This is a genomic window from Actinophytocola glycyrrhizae (genome assembly GCF_042653545.1).
In the GTDB taxonomy this organism is placed as follows: domain Bacteria; phylum Actinomycetota; class Actinomycetes; order Mycobacteriales; family Pseudonocardiaceae; genus Actinophytocola; species Actinophytocola glycyrrhizae.
Window position 1 is genome coordinate 358143 of record NZ_JBHSIS010000006.1, and the last position, 14756, is coordinate 372898.

Annotated in this window: 11 protein-coding genes; 8 read left to right on the plus strand and 3 right to left on the minus strand. The window is 72.0% G+C overall.

Annotated features, from left to right (window positions below):
• The first annotated feature begins 24 nt into the window (after positions 1 to 24).
• The 3 genes from ACFPCV_RS12415 to ACFPCV_RS12425 are packed head-to-tail and all read left to right on the plus strand — an operon-like array spanning position 25 to position 4794.
• A complete protein-coding gene (locus ACFPCV_RS12415) occupies positions 25 to 2733 on the plus strand; it encodes a CHAT domain-containing protein (RefSeq protein WP_378056255.1) in 2709 nt (902 codons plus the stop codon).
• Positions 2734 to 2792: 59 nt separating this feature from the next.
• On the plus strand, positions 2793 to 4088 hold the full coding sequence (locus ACFPCV_RS12420; protein ID WP_378056256.1) for a DUF445 domain-containing protein: 1296 nt from the start codon (positions 2793 to 2795) through the stop codon (positions 4086 to 4088).
• Position 4089: 1 nt separating this feature from the next.
• A complete protein-coding gene (locus ACFPCV_RS12425; RefSeq protein ID WP_378056257.1) occupies positions 4090 to 4794 on the plus strand; it encodes a DUF4393 domain-containing protein in 705 nt (234 codons plus the stop codon).
• Positions 4795 to 5138: 344 nt separating this feature from the next.
• On the opposite strand, the gene groL is transcribed toward ACFPCV_RS12425, so the two are convergent.
• From groL to ACFPCV_RS12440, 3 genes are all read right to left on the minus strand, one after another.
• Positions 5139 to 6764 carry a chaperonin GroEL gene (groL, locus tag ACFPCV_RS12430; protein ID WP_378056258.1) on the minus strand — a complete coding sequence of 542 codons (1626 nt, stop codon included), beginning with the start codon at positions 6762 to 6764 and terminating at the stop codon, positions 5139 to 5141.
• A 171-nt stretch (positions 6765 to 6935) separates the two neighbouring features.
• Positions 6936 to 8174, minus strand: a complete 1239-nt coding sequence (locus ACFPCV_RS12435) for a serine/threonine-protein kinase (RefSeq protein WP_378056259.1) — start codon at positions 8172 to 8174, stop codon at positions 6936 to 6938.
• A gap of 76 nt (positions 8175 to 8250) precedes the next feature.
• Positions 8251 to 8898 (minus strand): TIGR00266 family protein, encoded by a 648-nt coding sequence (locus ACFPCV_RS12440; RefSeq protein WP_378056260.1) that lies wholly within the window; start codon positions 8896 to 8898, stop codon positions 8251 to 8253.
• A 73-nt stretch (positions 8899 to 8971) separates the two neighbouring features.
• On the opposite strand from ACFPCV_RS12440, the gene moeA reads away from it, so the two are divergent.
• The 5 genes from moeA (at position 8972) to ACFPCV_RS12465 (ending at position 14693) form a co-directional block, all read left to right on the plus strand.
• Positions 8972 to 10195 (plus strand): molybdopterin molybdotransferase MoeA, encoded by a 1224-nt coding sequence (moeA, locus tag ACFPCV_RS12445; protein WP_378056261.1) that lies wholly within the window; start codon positions 8972 to 8974, stop codon positions 10193 to 10195.
• A 9-nt stretch (positions 10196 to 10204) separates the two neighbouring features.
• Complete coding sequence (locus tag ACFPCV_RS12450; RefSeq protein ID WP_378056262.1) at positions 10205 to 10492, plus strand: GlsB/YeaQ/YmgE family stress response membrane protein; 288 nt, start codon at positions 10205 to 10207, stop codon at positions 10490 to 10492.
• 215 nt (positions 10493 to 10707) lie between these two features.
• Positions 10708 to 11421 carry a phosphatidylserine decarboxylase gene (locus ACFPCV_RS12455; RefSeq protein ID WP_378056263.1) on the plus strand — a complete coding sequence of 238 codons (714 nt, stop codon included), beginning with the start codon at positions 10708 to 10710 and terminating at the stop codon, positions 11419 to 11421.
• 72 nt (positions 11422 to 11493) lie between these two features.
• Positions 11494 to 12435 carry a CDP-diacylglycerol--serine O-phosphatidyltransferase gene (gene pssA / locus ACFPCV_RS12460; protein WP_378056264.1) on the plus strand — a complete coding sequence of 314 codons (942 nt, stop codon included), beginning with the start codon at positions 11494 to 11496 and terminating at the stop codon, positions 12433 to 12435.
• Positions 12436 to 12476: 41 nt separating this feature from the next.
• Complete coding sequence (locus ACFPCV_RS12465) at positions 12477 to 14693, plus strand: AAA family ATPase (protein WP_378056265.1); 2217 nt, start codon at positions 12477 to 12479, stop codon at positions 14691 to 14693.
• The last annotated feature ends 63 nt before the right edge of the window (positions 14694 to 14756 follow it).

A 14756-nucleotide genomic window follows, 5' to 3' on the forward strand; every position in this document is an offset into this window, starting at 1 on the left:
GGCACGTGTGGTGCCATTGACGATGTGTCACAACGCCTGAGCAAGGGCGGGACCGCCGCTGACAGCACCACATCCGGCAACGGCGTCGCCGCCGCAGCCGACCTCCGGGGGAAAGCCGTCGAGGTCGCTGCGGCGGGACGACCGGCCGAGGCGGTGAAACTGCTACAGCTCGCGCTGCAGGCCCTTCCGGTGGACAACACCGACATCGGCGCGGTCACGATGCGCATCCGGGTGCTCGTCAGCCTCGGCTACACGGAAGCCGAAGCCGGTTCGGTGCCGGGCGGCCTCGCGCACCTCGGCACCGCCAACGCCCTCGCGAGCGGCCTGCCGGACAGGGCACGGCGCGCAGGCATGCTGGGGCTCGTCGACAGCCAGCGCGCACTCGTCCTGCACCGCACCGGCCGCACCGCGGAGGCACTGGAACTGTTCGACCGCGCGATCCCGCTGCTCGAGGGCGCGCTCACCGACTCCGACCTCGACCCGGAGGTCCTGGCCCGCGTGATCATGAACCGCGGCCTCACCTACATCGCCGACGGCAAGCCCGGCCCCGCCGAGGCCGACATGCAGCGCGCGCTCGCCCTGGCCGACGAACACGACCTGTCCCGCCTCCGCGCGAAGGCACAGGGCAACCTCGGTGACATCGCACAGCTCACCGGCGACATCCCGATGGCGCTCGACCACTACCAGAACGCGGAACGGGCGTTTCGCATGCTGGCCCCCGGCCTGCTGCCACGCACCCAGATCGACCTGGCCAGGGCGCTGCTCGCCGCCGGGCTCGCCGAGGACGCGGCCCGGTACCTCGACGAGGCGCTGCCGAACCTGCGGGAGCAGAAGGTCAGCCAGGACCTCGCGGAGGCGGAGATCGCGCGGGCGGCCGCCGCGCTGCTGGAGGGCGACCTGACGCTGGCGAAGAAGCTCGCGGAGTCCGCGCGCCGCCGGTTCGTCAAACGCGGCAGCGAGCCGTGGGCGGAGGTCGCCGCGCTCACCAAAGTGCGTGCCGAGGTCACCGCCGCGCTGTCGGACGACTCGACCAGGCCGTCGGCCGCGGCCCCGGCCCGGCTCGCGGAGCGGTTGGCCTCGGTGGGGCTCACCGACGAGGCCGCGCTGGCCAGGATGCTCGCCGTGCGGCTGATGCTGCGCCGCGGCCGGGTCGACGCCGCCGCGCAACTGCTCGACGAGGTGCCGCCGCCGAGCCGGATCGAGCCGATCGACTACAAGGTGATGCGCAGGCTCTGCCGTGCCGAGGTCGCGCTCGCACACGGGCAGAAGCGGACCGCGCTCGCCCAGGCCAAGGCCGGGTTCGACGAGCTAGGCGCGGTCCGCGACCGGATGGGCGGGCTCGACCTGGTGTGCGGCACCGCCGTGCACGGCATCGAGCTCGGCAGGCTCGCGGTCGGCCTGGTGCTCGACGACGCCCGCACGGAGGCGGACGCCCGCCGCGTCCTCGCCTGGCAGGAACGCACCCGCGCGCAGGTGTACCGCTACGAGCCGCTGCCCGCGATCGACGACCCCGAGCTGGCCAGCCGGGTCAGCGAGCTGAGGACCGTGCTGCGGACCGTGCAGCAGGCCCGCCTGGAACGCCGTGCCGTCGCGCACCTCGAACGCCGCTCCGCCGCACTGCAACGCGAGGTCAGCCGCCTTGGCTGGCACACGTCCCACTGGGGGCGGCCGCGGCCGGTCGCCTCCCCTGCCGAGATCATCGAGCGCCTGGCGGACCGGGTGCTGATCAGCTTCGCGGGCCCCGACCGCGACCTGGCCGCCGTGATCGTCGCCGGTGGGCGGACCAACCTCGTCCGCCTCGGGCCCAAGGACGGCGTGCTGGAGACCGCCCGCCAGCTCCACGCCGACCTCGACGCGCTGGCGCCGGACGAGCTGATCGAGCCGCTCCGGCAGGCCGTGTCGCAGTCCGCGCTGCGGCGCATCAACGCGCTCGACGACCTGCTGTTCGGCGAGAACGGCATCCCGAGGTCGCTGCTCGACGACCGCGAGCTGGTCGTGGTGCCCTTCGGCGGGCTGTACTCGGTGCCGTGGGAGTCGCTGCCGTCGCTGCGGGGGCGGGCGGTGTCGGTGGCGCCGTCGGCGACCGCGTGGGTCAGCGCCGACGAGGTCAGGCCGGCCGACGGGCCCGTGGTGCTGGTGCGCGGGCCCGACCTGCCGACGTCCGCGACCGAGCTCGACCAGCTGCGGGAGGTGTACCCGGAGGCGATCGTGCTGGACGGTGCGGAGGCCACGACCGCGGCGGTGCTGTCCGCGATGGACGGGGCGAAGCTCGTCCACATCGCCGCGCACGGCACGCACGAGGCGGCCAACGCGATGTTCTCCCGCCTCGAGCTGCACGACGGCGGGCTGCTCGCACACGAGGTGGCGCGGCTGCGGCGACCGCCCGCGCACATCGTGCTCGGCGCGTGCGAGCTGGCGCTGTCGCACATCCGGCCGGGCGACGAGCCGCTCGGGTTCGCGGGCGCCATGCTCGCGAGCGGGTCGCGGACCGTGGTCGCGGCCGTGAACCGGGTCGGGCACCGGTCGGCCGCGCTGACGATGACCGACTACCACCGCCGCCTCGCCAGCAAGCCCGCCGAAGACCCCACCGAAGACTCCGCCGCCGACCTCGCGGACACCATGACCGACTACCACCGGCGCGTCGCGTCCGGTGTCAGCCCCGCCCGCGCGCTCGCGGAGGCGACCGCCGCCGACCCCCTGCGGCGGCCGTTCATCCTGCTCGGCGCGGGCTAGGCATTGCGTGGCGGCCGGCAAGAGTTGACCATGGGGCAGCGGCGAGCGAGGGGGCGACGGTGGTTCTGGCGATCGACTGGTCGGACTCGCGCTTCCTCACGCACCTGCTCTCCGTGCCGCTGTTCACCGGCGTCATCGGGTACGTCACCAACTGGACCGGCGTGATCATGCTGTTCCAGCCGATGCGGTTCCACGGCGTGCGGCTGCCGGGGCTGCGGTTCCTGTACTCCTACCTGCCCAGGCGCGTGCAGGTGATCCCCGCGATCACGCACGACGGCCGGTTCGGCTGGCAGGGCATCATCCCGTCGCGGGTGTCCAAGATGGCGTCGATCTCCGTCGACAAGGCGCTGCTCAAGGTCGGCAGCATCGGCGACTTCTACCGCGAGTTCGAACCGGACAAGATCGCCGACCACATCGCGGCCAGCGCGCGCGGCGAGATCCGCGACGTGGTCGAACGGATCATGGAGCGCGAGCACCCTCGGCTGTGGCAGGACCTGCCGCCGGTGCTCAGGTCGGCGGTGCACGCGCGGATCCAGCGGCGGCTGCCGGTGATCGTGCGCGAGCTGACCGACCAGCTCGGCGAGTACATCGAGCAGCTGATCGACGCGAAGCTGCTGGTGATCCGGCACTTCGAGGAGCACCCGGAGCTGATGAACGACATGCTCCGCGAGGTGGGCCGCAAGGAACTGCGGTTCATGCAGAACTTCGGTCTCTACTTCGGGATCCCGGCCGGCATCGGGCTGGTGTTCCTGCTGGAGGCCATGCCGTACTGGTGGGTGCTGCCGCTCGGTGGCGCGGTGATCGGCTGGGTCGCGAACTGGATCGGCATCAAGCTGATCTTCGAGCCGGTGTTCCCGAGGCGGGTCGGGCCGTTCACGTTCCACGGGCTGTTCCTGAAGCGGCAGCCGGAGGTGAGCGACGTGATGGCGACGATCATCTCCGAGGACATCATCAACATGAAGAACATCGGCGACGAGCTGCTGTTCGGGCCGCGGTCGGACCGCACGCGGCAGATGCTGGAGACGTCGCTGCGGCCCGCGGTGGACGACGCGGTCGGGTTCGCGCGGTCGGCGGTGCGGGTCGGCATCGGCACCGAGCGGTACGACCGGATCCGGGACGCGGTGGCGCACGAGGCGGTCGAGTTCGCGTCGGTGTTCGGGGACACGGAGTTCGGCAGGCAGCAGGCGGGGAAGATCAGGACGTTCGTGGCGCGGCAGATGCGGCAGCTGCGGTCGGACGAGTTCAACGAGCTGCTGCGGTCGGCCATCAAGCAGGACGAGTGGCTGTTGTTCGTGCACGGCGGGGTGCTCGGTGTCGGTGCCGGGCTCATCCATCTGGCGATCTTCGGGGTGTGAGATGGCGTCGAATTCGTGGGGACTGCTGAGGATCGCGGCGAACGCGGGACTGTCGACCGCGCAGTGGGTGGTGCACACGACCGTCCAGACCGGGCAGCGGGTCGTGCGCGGGCTCGCCGCCGGTGAGCCACCGGTGAAGATCGCGCAGGGGCTGGGTGCCGAGCTGCGGAGTGCCGCGCAGTCGGTGCTGGGGGTGCCGCCCGCGCCCGCGGAGCGCCACGCGTCGATCGAGGAGCTGCGGGCACGGGGGGCCGAGCTGCTACGCCGGTCGTCGGACGTGCGTTTCGTGGAGGACACACACCCGGCGTACGAACGGATCCTGGGCGAACTGACCCCGGACGAGGCCCGGATCCTGCGGTTCCTGTTCCACGAGGGCCCGCAGCCGACGGTGGACGTGCGCACCAACCGGCCACTCGGGATCGGATCGGAGCTGATCGAGGCCGGGCTGTCGATGATCGGGCGGCAGGCGGGGGTGCGGAACATGGACCGCACCAACGCCTACCTGAACAACCTGTTCCGGCTTGGCCTCGTGTGGTACTCCCACGAGGAGGTCGAACCGTCGCGCTACCAGGTGGTGGAGGTCCAACCGGAGGTCCAGGAAGCGATGGCCCGCGCGGGCCGAGCCGCGAAAACCATCCGCCGCAGCGTCCACCTGACCCCCTTCGGCGAAGACTTCTGCCAAACCTGCCTCCCCCCAACCCCCTAACCCGCGAGTCCCCCATTCAGAACCCGCGAGTCCCCGTTTCGGAACCCGCGAGTCCCGCGTTCAGAACCGGTGAGTTCCGGGTTCGGGACCGCTGAGTTGGCGGTTCGCGACGGGTCGGAAACGCGAACCGCCAACTCGGCGGTCCCGAACCGGAGACTCGCGGGTCCCGAAACGGGGACTCGCAGGTTCCGAACGCGGGACTCGCGGGTCCCGAAACGGGGACTCGCAGGTTCCGAACGCGGGACTCGCGGGTTTGGGTGGGGGCTCGTGGGGTTTGGGGGTTGGGGAAGGGGACGGCCCCGGGAGCTGGGCTTCCGGGGCCGTTCCTTTTGCCTTTGGCTGGGTCAGAAGTCCATGCCGCCGGTCGGGTCGCCGCCGCCTGCCGGGGCGGCGTTCTTCTCCGGCTTGTCCGCGACCACGGCTTCCGTGGTCAGGAACAGCGCGGCGATCGACGCGGCGTTCTGCAGCGCCGAGCGGGTGACCTTGGTCGGGTCCGGCACGCCGGCCGCGAGCAGGTCCTCGTACTCGCCCGTGGCGGCGTTCAGGCCGTGGCCCGTCGGCAGGCTCTTGACCTTCTCCACCACGACGCCACCCTCGTGGCCCGCGTTGACGGCGATCTGCTTGAGCGGAGCCTCGACCGCGACCTTCACGATGTTGGCACCGGTCGCCTCGTCGCCGACCAGCTTCAGGCCCGCGAAGGCCTCCTCGGCGGCCTGGAGCAGCGCGACGCCACCACCGGCGACGATGCCCTCCTCGACGGCGGCCTTGGCGTTGCGCACCGCGTCCTCGATGCGGTGCTTGCGCTCCTTCAGCTCGACCTCGGTCGCGGCACCGGCCTTGATCACCGCGACACCGCCGGCCAGCTTGGCCAGGCGCTCCTGCAGCTTCTCGCGGTCGTAGTCCGAGTCGGAGTTCGCGATGTCGTTGCGGATCTGGTTGACGCGGCCCTGGATCTGCTCGGCGTCACCCGCACCCTCGACGATCGTGGTCTCGTCCTTGGTCACGACGACCTTGCGGGCACGGCCCAGCAGCGAGATGTCGGCGTTGTCCAGCTTGAGGCCCACGTCCTCGGAGATGACCTGGCCACCGGTCAGGGTGGCGATGTCCTGCAGGATCGCCTTGCGGCGGTCACCGAAGCCAGGGGCCTTGACGGCGACGGACTTGAAGGTGCCGCGGATCTTGTTGACCACCAGGGTCGCCAGGGCCTCGCCCTCGACGTCCTCGGCGATGATCAGCAGCGGCTTCGACGCCTGCATGACCTTCTCCAGCACCGGGAGCAGGTCCTTGACGGCGGAGATCTTCGAGCCGAACAGCAGGATGTACGGGTCCTCGAGGACCGCCTCCTGGCGCTCCGGGTCGGTCACGAAGTAACCGGCCAGGTAGCCCTTGTCGAAGCGCATGCCCTCGGTGAGCTCAAGCTCCATACCGAGCGCGTTGCTCTCCTCGACGGTGACGACGCCTTCCTTGCCGACCTTGTCCAGCGCCTCGGCGATGAGCTCGCCGATCGTGGTGTCGGCGGCGGAGATCGACGCGGTCGCCGCGATCTGCTCCTTGGTCTCCACCTCGCGCGACATCTTGTGCAGCTGCTCGGTGATGGCCTCGACGGCCTGCTCGATGCCGCGCTTCAGCGACAGCGGGTCGGCGCCGGCCGCGACGTTGCGCAGACCCTCGCGCACAAGCGCCTGGGCCAGCACGGTCGCGGTCGTGGTGCCGTCACCCGCGACGTCGTCGGTCTTCTTGGCGACCTCCTTGACGAGCTCGGCCCCGATCTTCTCCCACGGGTCCTCGAGCTCGATCTCCTTGGCGATGGAGACACCATCGTTGGTGATGGTGGGGGCGCCCCACTTCTTCTCGAGCACGACGTTGCGGCCACGGGGGCCGAGCGTCACCTTGACGGCGTCGGCGAGGATGTTCAGGCCCCGCTCGAGACCGCGGCGCGCCTCCTCGTCGAAAGCGATCAACTTGGCCATTGCGGTGTAAGTCCTCCGTTTGGAAGTTCACGTCCGTGGCCAGGCTCGGTGCCCGCGACGGACGACCGGGGAATCCCGGCCTCACCGTCCCGACCTCGTTTTGGCACTCTGACCTACCGAGTGCCAACTCCGGTTTTAGCACTCTCCCCGCGAGAGTGCAAGAAAACCAGGTCAGCGGCCGGACGTCTCGGACGGTTCGTCGTCGCCCACCTTGATGGACGGCACGCTCTTCGTCGTGGTCGTGGTGGTCTGCTCGCCACCACCGGGACCGGACGGCTGTTCACCGGAGTTGTTGAAGAACAGGATCGCCGCGACGATCAGTCCGATCGCCACGACACCGACGAGCACGGGCGCGAGCCAGCGGTTGCCCCCGGAGGAGTCCGACGACGTGAACGCCGTGCTCGCCCCGGCCGGCACGGGCGGCCGCAGCCGCACCGGGTCCGCCGACGACATGGGCGGCCGCTGGTACCCGCCTGCCGGGGTCGGCTGCTGCTGCGGCCGGTAGGGCGTGGTCTGCTGCGGCCGGGACGGCGCGGGCGGGCGCTGTCCCACCGGCACCGCGGGCGGGCGGCGCACCGGCTGGGCAAGCGCCTGCCGTGCCGCGGCGAGCAGGTCACGGCAGGTCGCGTACCTGTTCGCCTGGCTCTTGGCCATGCCGCGGCGGATCACCTCGTCGATCCCGGCGGGCAGCGAGGGCGCCACCTCGGTGAGCGACGGTGGCTCGCGGTTCAGGTGCCCCTGGATGACCTCGGGCACCGCACCGGGGAACGGTGGCCGCCCGGACAGGCACGCGAACAGCACACAGGCCAGCGAGTACGCGTCCGTGCGCGCGTCAACCGGCTCGCCCCGCAGGTGTTCCGGCGCGGCGTAGGTCGGCGAGCCGAGAAAGTCGCCGCCGCGCGTGCGGTGGCCGGTCGCGCCGCGGCGGGTCAGCCCGAAGTCCGCGACGTAGATGTGTTCAGCCGTCGACTCGCGGCTGGTCACCAGCACGTTCGCCGGCTTGACGTCCAGGTGCACGAGACCGCGCTCGTGCAGGTTGTCCAGCGCCTCGGCGACCTGCGTCAGCAGCGCGACCGCGCGCTCCGGCTTGAGCGGGCCGTCCTTGATCAGCGACGCGAGGTCGGACCCGTCGACGAGCCGCATCGCGATGTAGAGCAGGCCGTCGACCTCACCGAAGTCGTACAGCGGCACCACGTTCGCGTGGTCGATGGCCGAGGTGTTGCGTGCCTCGTCGACGAAGCGTTCCCGGAACTCCGGGTCCTCGGTGAGGTGTTCCGCGATGACCTTCAGCGCCACCTTGCGGCCGAGGCGGATGTCCGTGGCGCGGTACATCACGCTCATGCCGCCCTTGCCGAGCACACCGTCGATCCGGTAATGCCCCAGGCGACGCCCGGTGAGGTCCTCCGACACCACTCATCCATTCACTCGTCGTCGGGCAAAGCCTAACGTCCGGCTCCTGCGGCCCGCGCAGGGTTGCGCCGATCCGTCATCGACCGTTACCCGGGCCGCCGAGCTGCGCGAGCATCGCCCGCGCGTTGCGGGTCTGAATCAACAACTGACCAGGTCCGGCGAAGTCCAGCAGCAGTCCCTCCCCGGTGCGCACGGACTGCGCGATCGACTGGCTCACCGCACGCAGCCGCGACTGCGTCATCTCCGAGTAGGCCAGCAGGTAGGCCGGGTCGACGGTGATCAGCTCGCCCTGTTCGAGGGTCACCACGTCGAGCGTGCCGCACGCGGACAGCACCAGTGTGCCCACGCCGGACACGTGCTCGACGAACCCCGGCTCCGCGCCGAACAGGTTGCGGAACCCGGCCCACTGCGGGTCGGTGCGCACCGTTGCGGGGGCGGCGAGCCAGCAGCCGCGGGTCACGCACCAGCCGTTCACGCCGTCCAGCTCCAGCGGGTACACGTCGCCGGGCAGCGCGGGCGCGACGTCCACCCAGCCGCCCTCGGCCGGCGCGGTGAACACGGCCCTGACCGACCTGCTGCGCGACCCGCCCCTGGCCCGCACGTCCACGACGACGCCGTAGCTCGTCGCGATCATCGAGGCGTAGTCGGCCTGGACCGCCTCGCCGGGCGCCAGCTTCAGCCTCGCGACGCCGAACGCCGGGGTGTGCCGCGTGCGGACCTGCACCGTGCCCTCCGTGATCGTGTTCGGAACGGGTGCAGTCTGGCACGCACGTTCTGCCAGCGGGCAGGATGCGGGCGTGGCCAACACTCCGCTCTCCGCTCCGATCTCCGTGGCCGACTACCGCGCACGGGTCGCCGCGCTGATCCCGCCCACCCCGGTGACACTGCGGCCATTACTGGACTGTGCCGGGCTGGTGCTTGCCGGGGACCTGGTGTCGCCGGTGTCGCTGCCGCCGTTCGACAACTCCGCCATGGACGGCTACGCGGTCCGCGCCGCCGACGTGGCCGGCGCGGAGCGGCACGCCGCGGTCACCCTGCCTGTGCCGGTCGACATCCCGGCAGGCAGAACCGACATCGTGCCGCTGCTGCCGGGCACCGCGCACCGGATCATGACCGGCGCGCCGGTCCCGCCCGGCGCGGACGCGGTCGTCAAGGTCGAGGACACCGACGGCGGCGAGCAGCGGGTGGCAGTGCACGCGCCGGTCGCGCCCGGCACGCACATCCGGCTGGCGGGCGAGGACGTCACCGAGGGTGACACCGTCCTGCGCGCAGGGATCGTCCTCGGCTCGCCGCAGGTCGGCCTCGCGGCCGCGATCGGGCTGGCCGAGCTGCCGGTGCACCGGCCGGTGCGCGTGCTGGTCCTGTCGACCGGCTCCGAGCTGGTCGCGCCGGGAAACCCCTTGCTACACGGGCAGATCTACGAGTCGAACAGCGTCATGCTGGCCGCGGCCGTGCGGGAGGCCGGCGGCGAGGCGACCGTGCTGCGGTTCGTGCCCGACGACGTCGGCGCGTTCCACGCGACCATCGCGGAGCACCTCGACAGGGTGGACCTGCTGGTCACCTCCGGCGGGGTGAGCGCGGGCGCGTACGAGGTGGTCAAGGACGCGCTGACCGGCCAGGGCGTGGAGTTCACGCGGGTCGCCGTCCAGCCGGGCGGGCCGCAGGGGTCGGGGGTGTTCAAGGGCCTGCCGGTCGTGACGCTGCCCGGCAACCCGGTGAGCTCCGCGCTGTCGTTCGAGCTGTTCCTGCGGCCCGCGCTGCTCGCCGCGATGGGCCACGGCGTGGTCGGCCGGCCGAGGGCGCGGGTGCGGTCGGCCGCCGAGCTGCGGTCCCCTTCGGCGCGCCGCCAATACCGGCGCGGCCACGTCGAGGGGGATCTCGTTACTCCGGTCGGCGGACCCGGCTCTCATCTGCTCGCGTCGTTCGCGGCGGCGAACTGCCTCATCGAGGTGCCGGAGAACATCGAGGTCGTCGCGGAGGGTGACCTCGTGGACGTGCTGCTCCTCGGCGGGGCCACGTAGGCTCGGCACGTGGGGTTCATCGCGTGGATCGTGTTCGGGGCCATCGTCGGCTGGGTGGCCAACCTCGTCGTCGGCGGCAAGTACCGGCGGCAGCAGGGTTGCCTGGTCAGCATCCTCGTCGGCGTGGTCGGGGCGGCGCTGGGCGGACTGCTCTACCGCGCCTTCACCGGCGAGGAGAAGACGTGGGACTTCGACCTCCCGAGCATGGGTGTCGCGGCACTCGGCGCCATCGTGCTGCTGGCCGTGCTGCAGCTGATCCAGGCCGTCGCACGCAAGCCGCCCCGCAACCGTCGGTAACCGGAAGCGCATTCAGACCATTGCTCACGGCACGTGTGCGGGCATACACTGCGTGTGCCGCCAAACAGTTTGCCTGGCCCACACCGGCCGGCTCGTGCACGTCGTCGGGGGGTGCACGGTCGGCCGGTGCGGGTCTCCCCTGAGGTCACTTTCCGCGACCGGCGTAGCGTGGTGCGTAAGAGATCCGCACCCGTTTGCGAGGAATGTCCCGGTTGATGACCGAATCCAAAGAAGGCCCCGATTCGGGCCGTCTCGCCCACCTCATCGCGCTGACCAGGAGCGTCGTGCCGCCGATGCACCCGGCAGGGCGCCCGTTCGCACTCGGCGCCGCCGCGGTGGCACTGCTGCTGCGCCGCCTGTCCCGACGACTCGGCGTGGTCGGCTTCGTGCTGGCCGGCGCGGTCGCCTGGTTCTTCCGTGAGCCCAAACGCGTCGCACCCAGCCGCACCGGACTCGTCGTGTCCGCCGCCGACGGCGCCGTCTCGCACGTCGTGCTGGCCGAACCACCGGCCGAGCTCGGCCTGCCCGCCGGTGAACGCCTGCGGATCTCGGTGTTCCTGTCCGTGTTCGACGTGCACGTCCAGCGCTCGCCGGTGTCCGGTGTCGTCACCCGTGCGGTGTACAAGCCGGGCAAGTTCCTCTCCGCCGACCTCGACAAGGCCAGCGAGGACAACGAGCGCAACTCCCTGCTGCTCACCACCGAGAACGGCACCGACGTGGTGGTCGTGCAGATCGCCGGGCTGATCGCGCGGCGGATCGTGTGCCAGGTCGCGGAGGGTGACAAGGTCACCGTCGGTGACACCTACGGGCTGATCCGCTTCGGCTCGCGGGTGGACGTCTACGCGCCGGTCGATTCGAAGGTGCTGGTCGAGCCGGGTCAGCGCACCATCGGCGGCGAGACCGTCCTCGCCGAACTGCCGGCGGACTGAGTGGCGGGCCGCGTCGTGGGCCGCGCGTCCGCGGGCGTTCGGGTGCTGCCGAACGCCATCACCGTCCTTGCCATGTGCGCAGGCCTGTCCGCGGTCCAGTTCGCCCTGGCCAAGCAGTTCCAGGCGGCGATCGCGGCGATCGCGGTCGCCGCGGTGCTCGACAGCCTCGACGGCCGCATCGCGCGCCTGCTCGACGCCACCAGCAAGATGGGCGCCGAGCTGGACTCGCTCGCCGACGCGATCTCGTTCGGCGTCGCGCCCGCGCTCGTGCTGTACGTGTGGCAGTTCCAGGGCAACAGGGTCGGCTGGGTCGTCACGCTGGTGTTCGCCGTGTGCATCATCCTGCGGCTCGCGCGGTTCAACACGCTGCTCGACGACACCGAGCAACCCCCGTACACCAAGGAGTTCTTCGTCGGCGTGCCCGCGCCCGCCGGTGGCCTCGCCGCGCTGCTGCCGCTGATCCTGACGCTGCAGATCGGCCGCGACGGCTGGTGGAACACCGACGGCGTGGTGATGGTGTGGACGGTCGCGATCGCCGCGCTGCTGATCAGCCGCATCCCGACGCTGTCGCTCAAGACGATCAAGGTGCCCGCGCGCGCGGTCGCGCCGCTGCTGGTGCTCACCGGTCTGCTCGCGGCGGCCGTGATCACCTACCCGATGTTCGCGCTGGCGACCGCGCTGGTGGTGTACCTGCTGCACATCCCGTACGCGGTGCGCCGCAACCACTGGCTCGCCGACCACCCCGAGGCGTGGGACGTGCCGCCGAAGGAGCGCCGGGCCATCCGCCGCGCCCACGGCGTCGGGCGGCGGCTGGGGCTGCGGCCGCCGATGCGCAAGGTCGCGGGCGCCGCCCGCGCGGTGTGGCCGCGCCGCGGTGAGCACGTGCGCCCGGTGGCACTGCCGACCGACGCGACCCGCATGCGCCGCGGCGCGGTGCGCGGCCGCAACTGGCGGCGGATCGGCCTGCGGCGCAACCAGGCCAGGCCCACCACCAGTCGAGGCGACGACCAGTAACCGTTGTTCGCTCCGCAAGCCCCGCTCAGTAGGGTCGTGCCATGCCAGAGATCACGCTGACCGTCCGGCTCGCCCCGTCGGCGCTCGACTCGCGGCGCGGGCTGGTGCGACTGCACCCGGAGGTGCTCGACGCGCTCGGGCTCGAACCGTGGGCCGGGGTGCGGCTGACCGGCGCCAGGGTGAGCGCCGCGCTGGCCGCGGAGGGCGACGGTCCGCCCGGGGTCGCGCTGCTCGACGACATCACCATGTCGAACATCGGCGTGACCGAGGGCGGCGAGGTCGTCGTGTCCCCGGCCGAGGTGGCGCCCGCGCGGACGCTGACGCTCGCCGGGTCCCGGCTCGCGGCGGCGTCGCTGACACCGGAGACCGTGCGGCTCGCGCTGACCGGCAAGATCCTGACCGTCGGCGACGCGGTGTCGCTGCTGCCGCAGGACCTCGCGCCCGCACCGGGCTCCGACGTGTCGGCGGTGCGCGGCAAGCTGTCCCGCGCGATCGGCACGACGTGGACGAACGAGCTGCTGACCGTCACCGCGACCGAGCCATCGGGTGCGGTCGCCGTCCATCCCTCCACCGTGGTCGGCTGGCGGGACGGCGCGCGCACCGGTGAACCGGCCGCGGCGGCCGCACTGGCCGGGCCCGGTGGTGCGGTCGAGTCGTCGGCCCCCCGGCAGGTGGACGTGGAGCCCGTCGTGGTGCCCTCCGCGCCGCCACCGCCGGTGTCGGACCTGATCGGCGCGAAGGACGCGACGGACCGGCTGACCGAGTGGTTCGACCTGGCGTTCAAGCGGCCCGAGCTGCTGACCGCGCTCGGCGCGACCGCGCAGCTGGGGGTGCTGCTGACCGGTCCGGAGGGCGTCGGCAAGGCGACGGTCGTGCGGTCGGTGGCGCACGCGGCCGAGGCCGAGGTCGTGGAACTGGCCGCGCCGACGCTGGCCGCGCTGGAGCCGAACGCGGGCGCGGCGAAGCTGTCGGCCGCGATCGAGACCGCGACGGGGAAGACCCCGGCGGTGCTGCTGATCACCGACATCGACGCGCTGCTGCCCGCGACCAGTCCCCCGCCGATCGCGACGGTGGTGATCGAGACGCTGCGCGCCGCGGTGCGCAACCCCGGCTTCGCGGTGGTGGCGACGTCCGCGCACCCGGAGGCCGTCGACCAGCGCGTGCGCGGCGTCGACCTGCTCGACCGGTCGGTGTCGGTGCCGCTGCCCGACGAGCGGACCAGGGTCGAGCTGCTGCGGGTGCTGCTGCGCGACGTGCCGGTGGAGTCCGATGTGGACTTCGGGGCGCTTGCGGAACGCACCCCCGGGTTCGTGGCGGCGGACCTGATCGCGCTGCGCAGGGAGGCCGCGGTCCGTGCGGCCGTCCGCGCGGCGCCGGCGATCACGTTCGCCGACCTGACCGACGCCCTGTCGACGGTCCGGCCCACCTCTTTGTCCACTTCGGACAACCTGCAGACCGGTGGTCTGACGTTGGACCAGGTCGGCGACATGAAAGAGGTCAAGCAGTCGCTGACGGAGACGGTGCTGTGGCCGCTGCGGTACCCGGACTCGTTCGCCCGGCTGGGGGTCGACCCGCCGCGTGGTGTGCTGCTGTACGGGCCGCCGGGGTGCGGCAAGACGTTCCTGGTGCGGGCGCTGGCCGGCACCGGTCGCCTGAACGTGATCGCGGTCAAGGGCGCCGAGCTGATGGACAAGTGGGTCGGCGAGTCCGAGCGCGCGGTGCGGGAGCTGTTCCGCCGCGCGGCGGAGGCGGCGCCCGCGATGGTGTTCCTCGACGAGGTGGACGCGCTCGCGCCGAGGCGGGGCCAGTCGTCGGACTCCGGGGTGGCCGACCGGGTGGTGGCCGCGCTGCTGACGGAGCTGGACGGCGTGGAACCGATGCGCGACGTGGTGGTGGTCGGTGCGACGAACCGCCCGGAGCTGATCGACCCGGCGCTGCTGCGGCCGGGGCGGCTGGAGCGGCTGGTGTACGTCCCGCCGCCGGACGCCGAGGCGCGCACGGAGATCCTCAAGGCCGCCGCACGGAACACACCGCTGGCGCCCGACGTGGACCTGGCGGAACTGGCGGCGAGCCTGGAGGGCTACTCGGCGGCGGACTGCGCGGCGCTGGTCCGGGAGGCGGCACTGACGGCGATGCGCGAGTCGCTGGAGGCGGCGGAGGTGACCTCCACCCACGTCACCAGGGCCCGCGAAGCGGTACGAGCAAGCCTGGACCCAGCACAACTGGCAACCCTGGAAACCTACGCAAACTCCCGCTAACCAAACCCCCGCGAGTCCCGCGCTCAAAACCCGCGAGTCCCCGGTTCAGAACCCGCGAGTCCC